Consider the following 19,309-nt stretch of genomic DNA (forward strand, 5'->3'; position numbering starts at 1 on the left):
CGCAACGGCGGGGATCGCGTGCGACACACCGGCTCGCAGCATCCGAGTCCGGTGTGCCGGGCATCGGCCCCGCCGTTGCGCGCGCCGCTGTCTGCGCCATGATGAAGGGTGGCCACCAGGACCGCCGATGATCTGCACCGGCTCGCCGTCGAGCTCTGCATCTCCGGGCGCTATGCGCGCGCGCTCCGCGTGCTCGCGCAGGCCGCGGGTCGCACGGACGACGCCGACCTCATCGCGCGCATCGAGGGGACCCGGGCGCTGGCGCTGCAGCGCACCGGCTCGCCCGCAGACGCCGAACGGGTGCTGCGCGGAGCCCTGTCTGCGCGTGGTCTGACGTCGCACACCCGTGCCATCCTGCGCGGGCAGCTGGGGGCGCTGTCGATGTACGGCGGTCGGCTCGACGAGGCCGAGCGCCTGTTCGGCGAGGCGATCGGAGCCCTCGACGAGGTTGACCCGCTCGCCTCCGCCCGGGTGCGGATGAATCGGAGCCTCGGCCGGATGCAGCTGCGAGACCTCGAGGGTGCCGCCGCGGATGCGGAATGGGCGGCGACGCGTTTCGCCGCGGCCGGCCTCGCGACCGATGAGGCCCACGCCCGGCACAATCTCGGCTACATCTCCCTGCTCTCGGGCGACCTCGTCACCGCGTTGGAGGCGATGGTCACGGCTCGCCCCGCAGCGGCGACGACCCCCGTCGCGGGAGCGGTCGGCGATATGGACCGGGCCGAAGTGCTCCGCGACGCCGGGCAGACCACCGAGGCGGAGCGCCTGCTCGAACGCGTCGCGGCCGTGTTCGGCGCGCACCGGATGCCGCAGTCCCGCGCGGAGGCCGAGTTCCAGCTCGCACGATCGCTTCTGGCTCACGACCCCGAGCGTGCCCGCACGGTGGCGCTCGCCGCATCCAAGCGATTCCAGCGGCTCGGAAACCAGGCCTGGGCGCACCGGGCGGAGGCGATCCGTCTGCGTGCGCAGCTGCACGCCTCACGGCGTGGGCCGAGGCCGGAACTCGCCGAGCGGGTGGCGGAGGTCGCGGCCGGCCTCGGGCGGGCGGGGTTCCGCGGCGAGGCGATCGCGCTGCGTCTGACCGCCGCCGCGGCCGACCCCTCGCTCGACGGGCGTCGCGTGCGCATCGGTGAGGATGCTCCGCTGGAAGTGCGCCTGATCGGAGACGAGGTGAAGGCCGCGCGGGCCCGGCGACGGGAGCGATACGCCGACGTCCGACGGCATGCGGCGCGGGGCATCGACACCCTGGCGTCCTGGACGGCGACGTTCGGGAGTCTGGATCTGCAGACCTCGGCGGCGATGCACGGTGCGCGACTGATGTACACGGGCCTCGACGCGGCGCTGCGGTCCGAGGCCCCGGCGGTCGTCTTCGAGTGGGCCGAGCGCGCCCGCCATCTCAGCCAGCAGTCGACCCCGCTTCGCCCGCCTCCCGACCCGCAGCTGGCCGCCGAACTCGCCGAGCTGCGGACGATCCGCGCGGAGAAGCCGGGCATCGATTGGCTCGACGATCCACGCGCTTCGGAGCTGCGGGAGCGAGCGCGACGCCGGCAGTGGGCGCAGACCCGAGCGGGTGAGGCGTCCCGGCTCGTCACGCTGCAGGCCGTGCGGGACGCCCTCGATACCGACACCGCGGTACTGAGCTACGTGTACACCGGGACGGCTCTCGCCGTCCTCGTCTCGGACAGTGCGCACGATGCCCTCGTCCCGCTCGCGGACCCCGGGCGGATCGGACGACTTCTGTCCGGGCTGCGCGCGGACCTCGATATGGCGGCGGCCGTGCGGTCCGGCCCGATGGCCGCGGTAGTCCAGGCCGCGCTGCAGAGCCGCCTGACCGAGCTCTCCGCGGCCCTCCTCGACCCTGCGCTCGCCCGGACCGACCGCCGCCGGCTCGTCCTCACCGTGCCGGGCATCCTCAGCGGGGTTCCATGGGGAATGCTCCCGTCGATGCAGGGACGGGTCTTCACGGCAGCGACCTCGGCGACCCGCTGGATGCACGCCCCCGCCCCGACGGCATCGGTGCGCCCCGGGCGAGCGATCGGCTTCGTGGCCGGACCGGCGGTGCCGCGCGGCGAGGAGGAGATCTCCCGGGCGAGGTCTGCCTGGGCGTCGACTGCGGCGCTCGTCGCGGACGACGCGACCGTGCGCGCGACGGCGGGGCTCGCGGCGTCATCCGATGTCCTCCACATCGCCGCGCACGGTCGCCACACCGCCGACAACCCGCTGTTCTCGGGTCTGGAGCTCACCGACGGCGTGCTCTTCGGATACGACATCGACCTCATCCGCGAGGTTCCCCGCGTCGTGGTGCTCTCGGCCTGCGAGGTCGGTCGCTCGTCCGTGCGGTGGGGCGAGGAGGCGCTCGGGATGACCCGCATCTGGCTCCACGCCGGAGCGGCGTCGGTGATCGCCGCCCCGGTCAAGGTCGCCGACGACGACGCCTGCGAGCTGCTGGCGGCGATGCACGAGGGTCTGGCCGCCGGGGAGGCGCCGGCGGAGGCGCTCGCCGCGGCCGCGCGGCGCACGGGGATCCGAGCACCTTTCCAGGTGCACGGTCGAGGGTTCTAGAAAAACTCCGCACGGCCTGTATCAGGGCCGTATGACGACGCTCCCTCACTGTGAAGCGGCAGTGAGTGCGGTCGGCCGAACCCGACCGGGGGGCACTCAGGATCTGCCGGGGGGCGCGCTCCCGCGGGGCGTGAGGATCCATGCTGCTTCCAGGGGTGTCGCGGGGGTTTCGGTCCGCGGCACCCCTGCTTCACGTGCGGGACGAACGCGCACTCCGGCCACGGACGATGCCGATGAAGGTCTGGATGTGTGCGGCGACCTCGTCGTCGGGAGCCTCCTGCGGCCAGGCCAGACCGATGGGAGACTGCGGCCCGTCGACCAGCGGGCGGAAGGTGGCGTCACGGCGGTGGTGCAGCCGGGCGAGCGACATCGGGACGATCACGACCCCTGCGCCGCTGGCGGCGGTCGCGATCGCCTCGGCCGTGTCGAGCGTGCCCTCGAAGGAAGGCGTCAACGCTCCGGGCACAGGGACGTCGAGGACGTCATCCGTCGGTGTGTAGACCATTTCCCCCAGGAGGTCGTCGACGGTGAGTTCGTCGGCGACGCTCAGGTGCGAATCGGTCGACATCACCACAACAGGAACCTCGTCGTAGAGGGGGATGAGGTGCAGACCGTCCCGATCGACAGAGCCACGCACCAGCGCCGCGTGCACGTCGCCCCGGGTGAGACGATCACGCTGCTCGGCAGCCGCGATGGGCACGAGTTCGAGCGGCACCCGCGGCATCCGCTCTTTCCAGATGCCGATCCACTTGCCGGGTGTCGCCCCGGCCACCGCGCCGAGGAGGAACGGTCGAGCAGCCATGCGCTTCAGGCTAGCGGCGCCCGTGCCGGTGGGGTGGGCGCCGGGGTCATGCCGCCAGACGGAACCCCCGGCGATCGGTCGCCACGCGTTCTCCGTCGGCGATCGTCTCGTCGTCGCGGATGAGGGAGTTCACCGCGACGCGGGCGCCGGCGCCGATGTTCGTGCGGACGCCGATCCGCGCGCCGCCTCCGATGACGGCACCGGGGCCGATGTGAGCGTGAGGTGCGATGTCGACGTCGGGGCCGATCATGGCCTCCGCCTCGATCCAGGCACCGCGTCCGACGCGAGCGCCGGCAGCGATCTGCGCGCCGGGTTCGACGTAGGCGCCGGCCTCGACGATGGCGGTCGGGTGCACCTTGGCGCCGTGCGCGATCAACCCGCGACCGTTGACGTGCTTGCGGTAACGGAGCGTCTCGCCCTGGTCGTTCTCGATGTCGACGTAGTTCTTGCCCACGATCTCCTCCTTCAGCGCCTAAGCTGCGCCGAGTACAGATACAACCGATGCCTGCACAGATACATTCCCTCGCATCAGCCCGCTTGGATGCAGGGGGTTGCAATCTCTTCGTCGCGGAGGTACACGCCGGATGGGATGTCGGCGCGGAGGTTTCAGCCCTGGCAGACCGGGCACCAGAAGATGATGCGCTCGCGGGTCGGGTCCGCCCCGAGCTCACCGCCGAGGATCTGCGTTCCGCATCGGCGGCACGGACGTCCTTCGCGTCGGTAGACCCAGGTGCTCTGACCGGGACGGGAGTCTCCGGTGAACGTCCGCCCCGAACGGTCGCGGTTGGCGCGGATCATCCGTGCGCCGACGTCGAGCAGCGCCGCCGTATCGACCTCGGGTGCCGGGGTGGTGGGGAGGATGCCGCGGACGAAGAGGATCTCGTTGGCGTACTCGTTGCCGAAACCGGCGACGTTTCGCTGCTCGAGAAGGGCGACATGGATCTCGCGCGGATCGGCGGAGAGACGCCGCGCGGCCTCTGCCGGGTCCCAGTCCCTGGAGAGGGGGTCAGGCCCGAGGTGATCGACGAGTTCGCCCTCACGGTCGGTGGGGACGACGGCGATGTCGGCCAGGTCGAATCCGACGGTGTCCCACTCGGTCGTCCCGACGATCGCCCGGGCCTTGTACCCCGGTTTGCGCCAGCGCCCGCCGCGACGGTACAGGTGCCACTCGCCCTCCATCTTCAGATGGCTGTGCAGCGTCCACGGGCCGATGCGGTGCAGGATGTGCTTGCCCCGCGGAAGAACCGCGTGCACGGTCTCGCCGGTGAGGTCGACCGTCGCGACCTGGGGGACCCGCAGATCGAAGCGGGCCACCGGGTGGCCGGCGAGGGCCTCGTGCAGACGCCGTGCTGCGCGGAAGACGGTGTCGCCCTCAGGCACGGCGGCTCGATCCCGCGGCCGCTGCGGCGGCCGCGGTGGTGCGGCGGAGCGTCAGTCCCCGGGGGCTCTCGACGAACCCCGCCTCGCGCAGGGCGCCGCCCACGTCGGTGCCCAGCACGAAAGCGCCGTTGACCTGCTCGATCGTCACCGTGTCCAGGCGGCGGGCGGCGATCGTCGCGGCCAGATCGCGGGCCGCCGCCTGCAGCTCCGTCACGTCGTCGGTGAACGCCAGCGTGGACTTCCCCCCGCGCTCGACGTACAGCACCAGGCGACCGTCGACGAGCACCACGAGACCCCCGGCCTTGCGGCCCGGACGGTGGGACACCCCCTCGACACGAGGCCACGGGAGGGCCGCGCCGTAGGGGTTGCCGGGATCGGTCGCCGCAAGGGTGACCGCCGCCAGCGGCGGCGGGTCGGGGAGTGCGGCGAAGTGGCGAAGGCGATCGACCGTGCTCGACGCGGCGAACTGGGCGGCGCCGAGCTTCTCGATCACGTATCCGCGACGGCAGTGACCCGCCTCTTCGAAGCCGGCGAGCACCCGATAGGCCTGTGCGAAGCCGCCCGGCATGCCCTCGGACTGCACCGAGCCGCGCGTGACGACCCCGTAGCGGTCGAGGAGCAGGCTCGCTGCCGCCGTCGCGCGGAGCGCGGCGTCGGGCTCGGAGGTGGGGAGCAACGACCAGCGCCCGCCGATGGCCGGTGGCCGCGGCGGTGCCGACGGCGTGACGCGGGGGAGCGATGCGCCGCGGTACATCCGCGCGCGCGGCGCGCGCCGGCTGACACGATGCGCCTGCGAGCCACCGGTGAGGAGGGTTCGGATGGGCGCGAAGGTGTCGTTGGTGACGCGACCCGTCCACGTCAGCGCCCACAGGGCGTCGATGACGGACTGCTCGTTCTCGGCGTCGGTCAGCGAACGCAGCTGCGCGGCGAAGTAGGCGCCCCCCGCCTCGAGCACCTCGATGATCCGGGACTCGAGAGAGCCCTCGGCCAGCGCGTCCTCGGCGGGTGCGAGCGTCAGCGGCACGGTGTCGGCAGGATGCAGCGCGATCCAGCCGTCGCGTCCCGGCAGCGAGCCGTGTCCTGACCAGACCACCTCGCCGCTCGTGGTCAGTTCATCCAGCAGCGCCGGGGTGTAGTCGCTGACGCGCGACGGGAGGATGAGCGACTCCCACGCGCTGGCGGGGATGGGTACCCCGGCCAGCTGCTCGATCACGGCGGCGACCCCGTCGATGCCCTCCAGTGGGCGTGTGACGTGCTGCCATTCCGGCAGGAACCGCGCGAAGGCGTCGGGGGGTACGGGTTCGACGCTGCCTCGGATGGCGGCGAGCGAGCGCATCCGCAGGCGGCGCAGCACCTCGCTGTCGCACCACTCCGCCTCCTCGGCGCGACCGGTGCGGTCGTCGCCGACGGGCAGGAAGAACCCGCTCGACAGGCGGCCCTGGGCTTCGAGCCGCTGCAGGGTCAGGCGCGCGACGGCCGAACCGATGCCCAGACGCGACGCGACGTCGTCGGTGCGGAAGGGGCCGTGGGTGCGCGCGAAGCGCGCGACGAGATCGCCGAGCGGGTCGGCGAGCGGCTCGAGGAAGGCGACGGGGATGCCCACGGGGAGGGCTACTCCGAGAGCATCGCGGAGGCGGCCGGCATCCTCGATGCCCGCGACGCGGGCGACACCGCCGATGGTGACCGGGATCGCGCGACGCGCGTCGACGAGGGCGTCGAGGAGCGCCTGGGCGGTCTGGCGATCCGCCCCTTCGCCGGCCGACTCTTCGTCCGGTTGAAGGCGCGCGGCGACGTCTTCCGCGTCGAGCGGACCGAGCAGTCGCAGCAGGTCGGCGACGCCCTCGAGACCCTTCACGCGGCGTTCGGGATCCAGCCTCTGCACCTCGCGCTCGAACTGCGCGATGACGTTCGGGTCGAGCAGCTCCCGCATCTCGACCTTGCCGAGCAGCTCACCCAGGAGCGCCGGATCGACGGAGAGCGCGGCAGCGCGACGCTCGGCGAGGGGCGAGTCGCCCTCGTACATGAACGCGCCGACATATCCGAAGAGCAGGTCGCGAGCGAACGGGGAGGGCTGGCTGGTGGTCGTCTCGATCAGCCGGATGCGCCGGTCGGCGATGCTGGCGGCGATGCGCAGCAGCGACGGGAGGTCATAGACGTCCTGCAGCACCTCGCGGAGCGTCTCGAGGATGATCGGGAAGGTCGGGTAGCGCCGAGCGACCTCGAGCAGCTGGGCGGAACGCTGGCGCTGCTGCCACAGCGGGCTCCGCCGATTGGGGTTCGTCCGCGGCATGAGCAGGGCCCGCGCGGCGCACTCCCGGAACCGGGAGGCGAACAGCGCCGACCCGCCGACCTCGTCGGTGACGATCTGCTCGAGTTCGTCGGGCTCGAAGACGAACAGTTCGGCGCCGGGCGGCTCGGCCGTGGCATCCGGCACCCGGGCGATGATCCCGTCGTCGCTCGCGACCGCGGCTCCTTCCACGCCGAGGCGCTCGCGGATGCGCGCGTTCACCGCGAGAGCCCAGGGCGCGTGGACCTGCATGCCGAAAGGGGAATGAAGGATGACGCGCCAGTCGCCCACCTCGTCGCGGGACCGCTCCACCGTCAGGGTGCGGTCGGTCGGAAGCGATCCGGTGGCCTCGCGCTGCTCGGCCAGGTAGGTGAGGAGGTTCTGCTGCGCGTGCGCGTCGAGCCCCGCGGCATCCAATCTCTCCGCCGCCTTCTCAGGACCTGCGGCCGACACCTCTCGCGAGAACTTGCCGAGCGCCTCGCCGAGTTCGGCGGGTCGCCCGATCCCGTCGCCGTGCCAGAAGGGCAGCTTGCCGGGCTGGCCGAAGGCCGGCACGACGTTGACCCGGTCGTGGGTGATCTCGACGATGCGCCAGCTGGTCGTGCCGAGGGTGAAGACGTCGTTGACGCGGGATTCGTAGACCATCTCCTCGTCGAGCTCGCCGACGCGGGCGTTGCTGCTCTCGCCGGCGACGAACACCCCGAAAAGACCCCGGTCGGGGATCGTGCCGCCGCTGGTCACAGCGATCCGCTGCGAGCCCGGTCGACCGGTGAGGGTGCCGTGGTCGCGATCCCAGACGAGCCGGGGCCGCAATTCGGCGAACTCATCGGAGGGGAACCGCCCGGCCAGCAGATCGAGCGTGGCCTCGTAGGCCGAGCGGGGGAGGGTGCGGAACGGGGCGCTGTTCTTGACCGTCTCGAACCAGCCCTCGACGTCGATCGGTCCGAGGGCGCACGCGGCGACGGTCTGCTGGGCGAGGATGTCGAGGGGATTCTGCGGGACGGCGATCGCCTCGATCTGCCCCGCGAGCATCCGCTCGGTCACGATCGCGGTGTGCAGCACGTCGCCGCGGTGCTTGGGGAACAGGGCCGCCCGGCTCACCTCGCCCACCTGGTGGCCTGCGCGGCCGATGCGCTGCAGTCCCGATGCGGCGGAGGGGGGAGCCTCGACCTGGATGACGAGGTCGACCGCGCCCATGTCGATGCCGAGCTCCAGACTCGAGGTCGCCACGACGCAGCGGAGGACGCCGGACTTCAGCTCCTCCTCGACCTGGGCGCGCTGCTCCTTCGACACCGACCCGTGGTGGGCCTTGGCAAGGACCGCGGGGGCCCCGGCCGATGACCCGGCCTGCGCCATCATCGCGGCCGGCACGGCCGGGTCGGGGATCTCGGCGCCGATGCGCTCGGCGTAGATCTCGTTCAGCCGCCCGGTGAGTCGCTCGGCCAGGCGTCGGGAGTTGGAGAACACGATCGTCGAGCGGTGGGCGAGGATGCGATCCACGATCGCCTCTTCGACGTGCGGCCAGAGCGATCCCGTCCGCTCCTCGGGAGCAGAATCGGGCGCGTACCAGTCGCCGGACGCGTCGCCGCCGTCATCCGGTTCGGGCGGTGCGCCCGGGGGCGGCGGCGGATTGAGCATGTCTTCGACGGGCACGACCACCCGCAGATCGAACGCCTTGGTCGAGCGCGGCGCGACGATCTCGACCGGCTGCGAGCCACCGAGGAAGCGTGCGACCTCGTCGATGGGGCGGACCGTGGCCGAGAGGCCGATCCGCTGGGCCGGCGCGGCATCCGCGTCGTGCGACCGTCGCAGCCCCTCGAGCCGCTCGAGGCTCACCGCGAGGTGCGCACCGCGCTTGGTCGCGGCCACCGCGTGCACTTCGTCGATGATGATGGTGTGCACCTCGCGGAGCGTCTCGCCCGCCTGGCTGGTCAGCATGAGGTAGAGCGACTCGGGGGTGGTGATCAGGATGTCGGGCGGATCGGTGACGAGCTTGCGGCGGTCGCTGGAGGAGGTGTCGCCCGACCGCACGCCGACCGTGACGTTCGGCACCGGCTGGCCGAGGCGCCGGCCCGACTGACCGATCCCGACCAGGGGGGAGCGGAGGTTGCGCTCGACGTCGACACCCAGCGCCTTGAGCGGCGAGATGTAGAGCACCCGCGTGTGCGCCGGCGGTGCCGTCCGTGCGCTGCCGCGCCGGCGACGGGGAGCGTCGTCTGGCGTCGTCGCCGGGGCATCCTTCTCCCGGAAGATCCGGTCGATCGCCCACAGGAACGCCGACAGCGTCTTGCCCGAGCCCGTCGGGGCGACGACGAGGGCGTGCTTGCCGCGCGAGATCGCATCCCACGCCCCGGCCTGCGCCGCCGTCGGTTCGGCGAACGCGCCACGGAACCAGTCCTGGGTCGCAGGACCGAAGCGGCCGAGCACCTCGGGTGCCGCGACCGTCGAGGCGTCGCTCATCCCTCCATCTTCCCGCGCCCCTCCGACATCGGGGCGGGTGGACGCGTTATGGATTCGTTGTCGGGCAGGGGAAGGGAAGAAGAGCCGGACGTCCTAGATTTGTTGCGCCGGCGCGTGACGCCGATGACGACAGGACTATGGATGTTCCGCCGCCACCGCCCCGCCGCTGTTCTCGTCGTCCTCGTCGTCACGGCCGTGGCGATGGCCGGATGCACCGGGCGGGAGGAATCGCGATCCCCTTCGCCCACCGCGTCGCCCACGGCGACGGCGACCGCCTCGGTGACACCGACGCCCGACACGGTGTCGGTGCCCGGCGGAGAGAAGCCGCCGACGGTCTTCGACGACGACTGCGAGCGGATGATCTCGCCCACCGCGGTGGCAGACGTCATCGGGTTCCCGGTCACCGTCCGGAACGAGGGTACTGCGACCGCCGTGGCCAACCTCGGCGGGCTCGGCTGCACGTGGGAGGGGGAGGGCGGGATCATCCGCGCGGCGGCCATGCCCCAGGCGGCCCTGGGCGAGACCGAGTTCCCCGCGGACCAGATTCCGTACTACTTCGAGGAGTGCGACCCCGGATGGGTGTGCGGATGGCGAGGCGAAGGCGAACGTCTGTGGACCGCCGTGTCGTTCCAGCTCTGGTCGGGGATGACCCGTGAGGCCGTCGACGCGTGGGGTCAGGAGATCGGTGCGGCCATCACCGCGGCGTTCGGGGTGACGGCCTATCCGTCGTGGGAACGCGAAGACGCGGAATGGTGGCCGGTGCTGGATTGCGCCCGCGTCGCCGAGCGACTGAGCACGGAACTCGGAACGTCGGTGACCGGCGAGGCGGGCGGCTACCACGACCCGCCCGCGCCGGAGGTGCTCCTCGCGGCGGAGGCGTCCCACGAATCACAGTGCTACCTGACCTTCGGGCCGCAGCAGCCGCCTGTCGAGGTGCTGACGGCGGGGGGTCAGGCCTGGGCTGTCCCCTTCTTCGAAAGCGACCAGCCCTACGACGTCGGCGTCGACGGCATTACCGCCTATGGCAACTCGGGCTACGACTCGATCGACTCGAGCGCGTACTCGCTTACAGACGGAGTCAACGCAGCGACGGTCTATTTACGGACTCAGGATGAGCTGCCCTCCGATGAGATCCTACGGGGCCTGGCGGTGATCGCGGCCGAGGGCTGGCGCTGAGGTCAGGGCTCTTCCAGCGCACCGTCCCGCAGCTCGAGCACGAGGTCGACTCCGAGACGCCCGAGGAACGCGTCGTCGTGGCTGACGACCAGCACGGCGCCTCGATAGGCCGACAGCGCCGTGACGAGCTGGTCGACGGTGTCGAGGTCGAGGTTGTTCGTCGGCTCGTCGAGGACCAGCAGGTGCGGGGCGGGGTCGGCCAGGAGCAGGCGGGCGAGCGCGACGCGGAACCGCTCACCGCCCGACAGCGCCGAGACCGGACGGTCGACCGCCGCGCCGCGGATGAGGAACCGGGCGAGCCGGTTGCGCAGCTCCACCGAGCCGGTCTGCGGCGCGGCAGCGGCGACGTGGGAGAACACCGACTCGTCATCCCGAAGTCCGTCCACGCGTTGCGGCAGGTAGCCGATCCGGTCGGTGTGGGTCTCCAGCCGGATGCCGCCGACCGACCCTCCTCCGCCGACGAGTCGTTCCAGGGCCGTCGTCTTGCCCGCTCCGTTGGGGCCGATGAGGGCGACGCGCTCGGGACCCTGGATGATCCAGGAGCGCTCGCCGCCGTCGATCGTGGCGATGCGACGACCGGCGGCGACCCCGGGATCGGGCAGGTCGATGCGCACCGCGTCGTCGTCCCGGACCCGGAGCTCGGCGAGGTCGAGCGCCGTGCGGGCGGCCTGCTCGCGGTCGGCCATCTCGCCGCGGTACTTCCCCGCCGACACCTGTGCGGCGCGCTTCAGCCCGCCCGCGACGATCTTCGGCACCCGCTTCTCTCGCTCGGCCTTGCGGCCCATCGCCAGACGATGGGAGATGGTGGTCTCGGCCTCGATGCGGTCGCGCCGCTCGCGCCGGTAGCGCTGCGCCGCCGCGCGCTCGGCCTGCCGAGCCGCGCCCTGTTCGGCCTCGAGCCACGCTCGCCACTTCGAGTAGGGACCACCGAAGACCGACAGCGCGTGGTCGTACAGCTCGGCCGTGTCATCCATCCGCTCGAGCAGGGCGGTGTCGTGGCTGACGACGATGAGCGTTCCGCGCCACTGGTCGACCAGGTCGTAGAGACGGTGCCGCGCATCGCGGTCGAGGTTGTTGGTCGGCTCGTCGAGAAGGGTGATGGCCGCCCTGCCCGCGCGGATGCCGGCGAGGGCGGCGAGCACGGCCTCCCCGCCCGAGAGCTCCCCGACGCGGCGGTCGAGCATCTCGGGCCGCAGGCCCGCTTCGGCGAGGGCCGCGTGGCAGCGGGCCTCGATGTCCCAGTCGTCGCCGACGGCGTCGAAGTGGCGCGGATCGACGTCGCCGGCCTCGATCGCACGGACGGCGCGCAGTGGTGGGCCGGCACCCAACAGGTCGACGACGGGCGTGTCGACGTCGAGTGTCAGACGTTGGGCGAGCGTCGCCACGTCGCCGGTGCGGTGGATTCGCCCCGCAGACGGGGTGAGGTCACCGCCGATCAGGCGGAGAAGCGTGGTCTTCCCCGAGCCGTTCCGGCCGACCAGGCCGGTCCGGCCAGAGGGGAACGAGCCCGAGAGGTCGCGGAGGGCGACCGTTCCGTCGGGCCAGCGGAAGGAGACGGCGTCGAGGACGACGGAGGGGTGAGTGGATGACTGCGGCATGAGGCCTCCCGGTGATGTCTGAGGGATGCACAGACACCGGGCGCCGGGATGCGGCAGAGAAGACCTGACGGATGCGGCGGGTCGACGGTGTCAGCGCGTGAACGCGGAGCCGTCGGATACCTTCACCGGTTTTCCTCACGTCGGGAACAGGACCTGAACACTGTAGCGGGTGACCCGGGGTGGCTCGCAAGGCTGAGGCGGCCTCGACCCGTCGAAGAATGCTGCTCGCGGGCCGCGCGGGCCGCACTATCTGACGGGTCGCGGGGGAGGGCGCGCTGTGCGGGGATGCGGCGCACTTCGCGCGCCGGCTGGCCGCGACCCGTCAGGAAGCGTCGCCTGCGGGCCTCGCGGGCCGCACTTTCTGACGGCTCGCGGGGCCGCGCGCTTGCCGGGCCGCGCCGGCTGGCCGCGACCCGTCAGAAAACGTCGTCTGCGGGCCGCGCGGGCCGCATTCTTTGACGGGTCGCGGGAGGGATGCGGCGCTTCGCGCGTGGGGCCGCGCGCGCGAGACGACTCCGCGACCCGATCGCGTGGCCCCGCTACTCTCCGCCGCGGGGCGGAGAGGAATCCGCCCGCCGAGGGACGCGGAGAGGGGGCGCCGCGCATAGCGTGAAGCCCATGGTCGAACACGAAGGCGCCGACGGGGGTCGCCCCGATCGGCGCGCAGCGGGATGGATCGGCGGGCTCGCCATCGGAGTCGCCGTAGGGGTGGCGCTCGGTCTGGCGCTCGGCAACGTCGGCGTGGGCATCGCCCTCGGTGCGGGGATCGGGGTGGCTCTCGCCGTGGCTTTCGGCGCGGCCCGATCGCCGTCGACACGACGCCCCGACCGCTCGGGCGGAGCGGAGGCCGCCGGAGCGTCGGGGGCAACGACCTGGGATGACCGGCACTCCGCCGACGGCGGATCCGACCGTGGATCCGACGGCGGATTCGACGGCGGAGGAGGAGCCGACGGGGGCGGCGGGGGCGGCGGAGGCGACTGACCCCGACCTGCTTCGCCAGACGCTCCGCTCGACCTACTCCGCCTCGGCCCCGCCCCCCGCCTGTTCCGGCGCGGCGAGACGCTTGTCGAGGAAGACCCGCACGTCGCCGAGCTCGTCCTCCGACACGCTGTGCGTCAAGCCGGGATAGAGCCTCCCGCTGAGGTCGACGTGGTCGGGGAGCCATGTCGAGGTGTGTTCGACGAGCGCCGCGGGGATCACATCGTCCCGAGAGCCGCGACCCCAGAACACGGGCGGGCGTCGGGCGGCGAGGGCCGTGTCGCCGGGGAGCGCCCCGGGCGCGACGTAGCCCGAGAGGTTGACCGCGAACGCGAACCGCTCGTGGTCCAGCCGCAGCGCCTGCAGCGCGACAGCGGCGCCCTGCGAGAACCCCAGGAGACCGACGCTCGTCGCCGGCGCGGTCGCGGCATCCAGCCAGCGCAGGAGCGCCTCGGCGGCGGACGTGACGGCCCCCGGATCGCGGCCCTGCAGCCCCTCGATCGGGTACCAGGAGTACCCCGGCGACGGCCAGGGCGGGGTCAGCGGTGCCCGCACCGCGGCGACGACGAATGCGGGAGGAAGGTGGGGCACCAGTCCGAACAGGTCGCGCTCGTCGGCTCCGTAGCCGTGCAGCAGGACGAGCAACGGCCTGCCTGCCCGGTCCCCCGGTTCCGCCGACCACAGCGCTGTGTCGTCATCCAGGTCGAAGGCGGGAGCGAGCTCGTCGGACATGCCGACATCCTTCCAGAGGTCGCCGACAGGCCTCATGCCGCGCTGGCGCTCCTGCGTGATTGCGACGCGGCGGGGTATACATGACCTATGCCGGTGCGCACCCCTGACCCCGACCCGAGCGAGAACGACGACGCCCGCGGCGCTCGCCGCGACCCGCTCGACGGGATCGGGGGAGGGTCGACGGGATCATCGGCGAACCCCGGTTGGCTGAGCGATGTCGAGCTGGCCGAGGCGCGCCGGCGCCTCCCGATGCTCTATGTCGAGGCCGTGCCGGTCCGCACCGACGGCATGGGCCAGGTCATCCAGGTCGGCATCCTGCTGCGTGCGACCCCGGTGGGCGAGATCACCCGCACGATCGTGTCGGGGCGGGTGCGCTACGGCGAAACGGTTCGCGACGCGCTGTTCCGCCACCTCGAGAACGACCTCGGCCCGATGGCGTTCCCGCTCCTGCCGCCGCAGCCCGTGCCGTTCACCGTCGCCGAGTACTTCCCCCTCCCCGGCGTCAGCGCTTTCCACGACGATCGGCAGCACGCCGTCTCGCTCGCCTTCGTCGTGCCGGTCACCGGCACCTGCGAGCCGCGCCAGGATGCCCTTGAGGTCACCTGGCTCTCGCCCGACGAGGCCGCGTCGGACGCCGTCGCCGCCGAGATGGAGGGCGGCCGGGGCAGCCTCATCCGTCTCGCGCTGGCGAGTGTGGGCGCGCTGCGCTGAGAGGGACGGATGCCGCAGAGCCCCCTCCTGGTCGACTTCGCCGTCGCGCTGCCGATCGCGGTCGGCATCGCGTACCTTCTCGCACGGCTGATCCTGGCGATCTTCGGTCGCCGGCTGTCGCTGAGCATCACGGCGATGACGCTCATCTCGCTCCTCGGCTTCAGCGTCGGGATTTTCCTGGCCGGGATGTTCCTGTACGGGCAGCGGCTGTGGATGCCCACGACCCTCCTCCTCACTTTCGGGTCGAGTCTCGCTCTGTCGTTCCTCGTCGCGTCGATCGTCGCGCTGACCCAGCGGGGCGCGGGTGAGGCAGATGTCCCGGCGGTGCTGCGCGCGGGCGAGTCGGAGCGCGTGGAGTTCAAAGAGACCGCGCGCTGGAACGTCCGCGAAGACAAGAAGGATGCCCGCATGGAGCTCGCGATCGCCAAGACGATCGCGGCGTTCCTCAACAGCCGCGGCGGGGTGCTCGTCATCGGCGCCAACGACGCCGGTGAGGCGGTCGGGCTCCACCGCGACCTCGCGACCCTGCGCACCCCCGACCACGATCGCTTCGAGCTGTGGCTGCGCGATCTGCTCTCCACCGCACTCGGACGCAATGCGGCGGCCCTGCCGCGCATCCGGTTCGTCGGTGTGCCGCCTGAGGGCACGGTCGTCTGCGCGGTGGAGTGTCCGCCCTCGCCGAAGCCCGTCTTCCTCGCCGCTCCCGGGGGCGGCGCGTCGACGGAGCTGTGGATCCGGGTGGGCAACTCCACCCGTGCGCTGCCCGTCGATGAGGCCCTCGCCTACGTGCAGCGGCAATGGCGCCCGACGCTGGCCACCGTGCTGACCGGCCGCCCCGCGGGCTGAGCGCCCTGGCCCGATCTCCCCCCTGCGGGGGAGGACGTGAGCGGTGAGCCGTCCTACCGTCGAAGCACCTCGACGCGAAAGGATCCGGATGACCGTCCCGAATGCTCCCGCACCGCCCGCGCAGATCGCGGTCTGGTACTTCGTCGGCGCGACCTTCGCCTTCGCGCTCCCGAACCTGCTCTATCCCGACATGGTGTTCTGGATGCGGATCCTGTTCTTCGTGGTCGGTGTGGCGCTCATGATCGCGGGTGGTGTGAGGCTCGGCCAGGAGATTGCGGGGCGGCGCGCTGGCAGGGGCCCCGACGGCGAGAACCGGGCACCCGGGCCCGCCCCGGAGCCGCCCGGCCATCCCCGTCCCTGACCGGGGACGCCCCCGGCTCGACGCGGCCGAGCCGCGCCCCCTCGCCCCCTGCGGCATCCCTCTATTGCCGAGCACACCGTCGGCGACCTCATCGGGGCTCTCAGCCGAGTCTCGACCAGCAGCGCATAGCCTGAAACGGTGTTCGACAGTCCGTTGTCCGCCTCCGCGTACGAGGTGCTCCAGGTCGACCCCGCGGCCGACGACGAGGAGCTGCGCCGCGCCTACCGGCTGAGGCTGCGCCAGACCCATCCCGACACCGGGGGCGACGCCGCGGTGTTCGTCCAGGTGCAGCGGGCATGGGAGCTGGTCGGCACCGCCGAGGCCCGCGCCGCCTACGACCGCGGGCACGGCTTCGGCGCCGAGCCGGCACCGGAATGGTCGGGATGGCGCCCGCCGGCGCCCCGCGCCGACACGCGTCCCCGCGCCCGGTCGTACGGACACCCCGGCGGCTGGCGTCGCGAGCGATATCTGACCCTCGTCCGCGAGTGGGTCGGGCGGGGTGTCACCGTCGAGGACCCCTACGACCCCGCGCTCGTCCGCTCGGCGCCCCACCACCTGCGCCGGCTTCTGGCCGACGCCCTCGCCGAGGAGGAGACCGCACGCACCGTCGCCGACCTCGGCATGGGCTACACGGTGTGGCACGATGTCGCCGCCTCGGGCCGCGACGGCGACCCCGACGTCAAGCTCGACCACATCGTGCTCGGGCCGAGCGGGCTGTTCGGCATCCTCTCCGAGGACTTCGGCGGCCCGGTGGGCGTGCGCCGGGGCGAGATCGTCGGTGAGGGCATCCCCGAGGGATCGGTCGCCGGGCTGCTGGCGCGGATGCGGGTGGTCTCCCGCGCCGCGCGCGTGAAGTTCACCGGCGCGATCGTGGTGCTCCCCGACGAGGACGTCGACGAGGCGATCCAGGAGCTCGGCCGGGTCAAGGGCATCCCGGTGGCGCTCGTCTCGCGGAGCGCGCTGGCCACGGTCCTCCGCCGCGGCCTTCCCGGTGCCCGTGCGATCGGCGGCACAGAGCTGTTCGAGATCCGCACGCGCCTGCAGCACACCGCGCAGTTCGTCTAGGTAGGCGACCGACCGCACCAACCGCCGGCCGGATCCCGCGCACGACCGCGCTCAGCCGGTCAGGCCGAACAGCTCCAGCGGGTGGGTGAGCCGCCACCAGAACGACGGCTCCTCGACGTCCTGCGCGAGCTCGAGCCCGACCACGCTGTCATCCAGGGCGCCGGTCGCGGTGAGCGCCCCGACCGTGTCACCCTCCGCGCGCAGGTCGTCGAGGTCGAAGGTCGACTCGACCGTGGCCGAGCCTCCGTTCCAGGCGATCACCGAGGCATCCGCGCTCGTCACGATCGGAACGTCCTCGCCCCACGCGGTGCGCACGTACCCGGCCGTCGTCCCCGCGGGCACCGCCACCGTCGGCTGCAGCTCGGCCTCGAGCTGGGCGTAGAGGGCGCGGGATGCCGCGAGGCGCGCCTCGTCGTCGGGCTGACCCAGGACGGCGGCGTAGAGGGTGACCGGCGTCTCGGCGATCGTGACGTTCTTCGCCGACAGCAGGCTCCACCGGTCGAGCGTGCCGGTCTTGATACCGACGACCCCGGGGTCGGTGAGGAGGCCGTTGGTGTTGGTCACCAGTCCTGCGCCGGGCAGGTCGACGGCCTGCTTGGCGACGATCTCGGCGACGACGGGGTTCGCGAGGGCCCGCCGGGCGAGCGGGATCAGGGCGTCGGGGCTCGCGCTGTTGCGCGCGTCGATGCCGGTGGGCTCGACGATCGTGATGCCGTCGATGCCATGGCGGTCGAGCCAGCTCGCCGCCGCGTTGGCGAAGACCGCGTCGGTGGGGTAGAGATACGACGCGAGGCGATCGGCATAGTTGTTGGCCGATCCGATGAGGATGCCCTCGAGCAGCTGGTACATCGACAGCGTGCCTCCCACGGGCACGTCGAGGGCCGACTCGCCTCCGGCGAGGTAGTCCCAGTACTCGTCGCTGTCGCGGCCGGTGAAGCGGAACTCCGGCCCCGGCTCGCCCACGGCGAGGGGAACCTCGTCGAGCACGACGAGGGCGGTCACGAGTTTTGTGATGCTCGCGATCGCGTTGCGGTCGGTGCTCGAGGCCAGGGGCCCCCCGATACCCTCGACGGCGATCGCGGCGCTCCCCTCGGCGGGCCAGACGGGCGCCGCGGCGGGCGCGGCGGCGGGCAGCACCTGCACGGCCTCGACCTCGGGGGTCACCGCGTACAGGGGCCAGAGCCCCGTGGTCGCGGCGTAGCCGCCCACGAGCCCGAGGATCACGGCGGCAGGGATGAGGACGCCGGGCCGGAAGACCGAGCGGCGCGGAGCGCCGGCGAGCAGGTCTGGCCCGACCGGCACGTACGGCACGCCCCCGCCGGAGAGGTCGGTGAACCCCGGGGGGCGGGCGAGGATCGCGTCCTCATCGACCCAGGTGAGGGCGGTGGGATGCTGCGACGTGGCGACGATCGACGGCTCGGCCAGGCTCGATCTCGTCGGCGACGGGCCGGCGTCGCCCTCGGGCGCGGTCAGCACGCCGCTGCGGGACGGCGAGGCGACAGCATCCCCGTCACCCTCCTGCCGGCGCTTCGCCCGTCGCGTGAGGGGGTGCCGGTCGTCCTCCGCCATTCGCCTACGCTACAACGCATCGGCGATATGATGATCGCCGAACCACGGGAGTCCGGCGAGCCGGGCTGAGAGGGAGCGAATCGCGCTCCGACCGTCGAACCTGATCTGGGTCATGCCAGCGCAGGAAGGGAGCACCGATGCACACGCATACGTCCACATCCTCATCCGTCGCGTCGACCAACGGCACCGGAGGCGGCCACCGCTTCCGCTGGCGGGTCATCGACATCGTCATCGCCAGCGTCCTCGGTGTCGCCGCGGGTCTGGTGTTCCTGCTCTGGAACATCGCCTACCTCGGGCCGAGCAATCTGCTGAGCCCGCTGCTGCCCGGACTCCAGGGCCTGCTCGACGGGCCGTGGCTGTTCGCCGGGGTTCTCGGCGCGCTCATCATCCGCAAGCCCGGCGCGGCGCTCTACACCGAGACGCTCGCGGCCGTGGTCTCGGCCCTCGTCGGAAACACCTGGGGCGGGTTCCTGACGATCGAAGCCGGGCTCGTCCAGGGCCTCGGCGCCGAGCTGATCTTCCTGCTCTTCTTCTACCGGCGCTGGAGCCTACCGGTCGCGGTGCTGGCGGGTATGGGTGCGGCCCTCGCCGGCGGCATCAACAACCTCATCCTCTGGTATCCCGGCTCGGGGGGCCTCTTCATCACGGTGTACATCGCCAGCACGCTGGTGTCGGGGGCGCTCATCGCGGGGGCGCTGTCGTGGGTGCTCGCACGCGGCCTCGCCGCGACCGGGGCGCTCGACCGCTTCGCGATCGGGCGCGAGGCACGCGCCCGCGTCTAG

15 protein-coding genes and 1 riboswitch are annotated in these 19,309 nt (G+C 72.4%); of the genes, 8 read left to right on the plus strand and 7 right to left on the minus strand.

Features of this window, described 5'->3' with window-relative positions:
• Window positions 1-108 precede the first annotated feature (108 nt).
• Entirely contained in the window at window positions 109-2,562 is a 2,454-nt protein-coding gene (locus T9R20_RS02400) for a CHAT domain-containing protein (protein WP_322410964.1), read from the plus strand.
• A gap of 190 nt (window positions 2,563-2,752) precedes the next feature.
• Here the strand turns inward: T9R20_RS02400 and T9R20_RS02405 are convergent, their stop codons facing one another.
• From T9R20_RS02405 to T9R20_RS02420, 4 genes are all read right to left on the minus strand, one after another.
• Window positions 2,753-3,364 carry a LysR substrate-binding domain-containing protein gene (locus tag T9R20_RS02405; protein ID WP_322410965.1) on the minus strand — a complete coding sequence of 204 codons (612 nt, stop codon included), beginning with the start codon at window positions 3,362-3,364 and terminating at the stop codon, window positions 2,753-2,755.
• Between the two features lie 46 nt (window positions 3,365-3,410).
• Complete coding sequence (locus tag T9R20_RS02410; protein WP_322410966.1) at window positions 3,411-3,818, minus strand: transferase; 408 nt, start codon at window positions 3,816-3,818, stop codon at window positions 3,411-3,413.
• 152 nt (window positions 3,819-3,970) lie between these two features.
• Complete coding sequence (locus tag T9R20_RS02415) at window positions 3,971-4,744, minus strand: DNA-formamidopyrimidine glycosylase family protein (RefSeq protein ID WP_322410967.1); 774 nt, start codon at window positions 4,742-4,744, stop codon at window positions 3,971-3,973.
• Window positions 4,737-9,491, minus strand: coding sequence for an ATP-dependent helicase (locus T9R20_RS02420; RefSeq protein WP_322410968.1), 4,755 nt, complete (start codon window positions 9,489-9,491; stop codon window positions 4,737-4,739). The genes T9R20_RS02415 and T9R20_RS02420 overlap by 8 nt, the downstream gene beginning before the upstream one ends.
• 114 nt (window positions 9,492-9,605) lie before the next feature.
• Between T9R20_RS02420 and T9R20_RS02425 the strand changes: the two genes are divergently transcribed.
• Window positions 9,606-10,667, plus strand: a complete 1,062-nt coding sequence (locus tag T9R20_RS02425) for a hypothetical protein (RefSeq protein WP_322410969.1) — start codon at window positions 9,606-9,608, stop codon at window positions 10,665-10,667.
• 2 nt (window positions 10,668-10,669) lie between these two features.
• Here the strand turns inward: T9R20_RS02425 and T9R20_RS02430 are convergent, their stop codons facing one another.
• Window positions 10,670-12,265 carry an ABC-F family ATP-binding cassette domain-containing protein gene (locus tag T9R20_RS02430; protein WP_322410970.1) on the minus strand — a complete coding sequence of 532 codons (1,596 nt, stop codon included), beginning with the start codon at window positions 12,263-12,265 and terminating at the stop codon, window positions 10,670-10,672.
• Between the two features lie 618 nt (window positions 12,266-12,883).
• On the opposite strand from T9R20_RS02430, the gene T9R20_RS02435 reads away from it, so the two are divergent.
• Window positions 12,884-13,246, plus strand: a complete 363-nt coding sequence (locus T9R20_RS02435; RefSeq protein ID WP_322410971.1) for a hypothetical protein — start codon at window positions 12,884-12,886, stop codon at window positions 13,244-13,246.
• A gap of 33 nt (window positions 13,247-13,279) precedes the next feature.
• Here the strand turns inward: T9R20_RS02435 and T9R20_RS02440 are convergent, their stop codons facing one another.
• Window positions 13,280-13,975 (minus strand): alpha/beta hydrolase, encoded by a 696-nt coding sequence (locus T9R20_RS02440; protein ID WP_322410972.1) that lies wholly within the window; start codon window positions 13,973-13,975, stop codon window positions 13,280-13,282.
• Window positions 13,976-14,062: 87 nt separating this feature from the next.
• On the opposite strand from T9R20_RS02440, the gene T9R20_RS02445 reads away from it, so the two are divergent.
• From T9R20_RS02445 to T9R20_RS02460, 4 genes are all read left to right on the plus strand, one after another.
• A complete protein-coding gene (locus T9R20_RS02445; RefSeq protein WP_322410973.1) occupies window positions 14,063-14,686 on the plus strand; it encodes an NUDIX hydrolase family protein in 624 nt (207 codons plus the stop codon).
• Window positions 14,687-14,695: 9 nt separating this feature from the next.
• Window positions 14,696-15,532, plus strand: coding sequence for an ATP-binding protein (locus T9R20_RS02450; protein WP_322410974.1), 837 nt, complete (start codon window positions 14,696-14,698; stop codon window positions 15,530-15,532).
• A gap of 88 nt (window positions 15,533-15,620) precedes the next feature.
• Complete coding sequence (locus T9R20_RS02455) at window positions 15,621-15,893, plus strand: hypothetical protein (protein WP_322410975.1); 273 nt, start codon at window positions 15,621-15,623, stop codon at window positions 15,891-15,893.
• A gap of 138 nt (window positions 15,894-16,031) precedes the next feature.
• The gene (locus T9R20_RS02460; protein ID WP_322410976.1) at window positions 16,032-16,958 is read left to right on the plus strand and encodes a DnaJ domain-containing protein; all 927 of its coding nucleotides are present in this window, start codon (window positions 16,032-16,034) and stop codon (window positions 16,956-16,958) included.
• A 51-nt stretch (window positions 16,959-17,009) separates the two neighbouring features.
• Here the strand turns inward: T9R20_RS02460 and T9R20_RS02465 are convergent, their stop codons facing one another.
• Window positions 17,010-18,527 carry a D-alanyl-D-alanine carboxypeptidase gene (locus T9R20_RS02465; RefSeq protein WP_322410977.1) on the minus strand — a complete coding sequence of 506 codons (1,518 nt, stop codon included), beginning with the start codon at window positions 18,525-18,527 and terminating at the stop codon, window positions 17,010-17,012.
• A 34-nt stretch (window positions 18,528-18,561) separates the two neighbouring features.
• Window positions 18,562-18,672: riboswitch (TPP riboswitch) on the plus strand.
• Between T9R20_RS02465 and T9R20_RS02470 the strand changes: the two genes are divergently transcribed.
• On the plus strand, window positions 18,665-19,309 hold the full coding sequence (locus T9R20_RS02470; protein ID WP_322410978.1) for an ECF transporter S component: 645 nt from the start codon (window positions 18,665-18,667) through the stop codon (window positions 19,307-19,309). Its footprint overlaps the riboswitch before it by 8 nt.

It is taken from the genome of Microbacterium invictum (assembly GCF_034421375.1).
In the GTDB taxonomy this organism is placed as follows: Bacteria; Actinomycetota; Actinomycetes; order Actinomycetales; family Microbacteriaceae; genus Microbacterium; species Microbacterium invictum_A.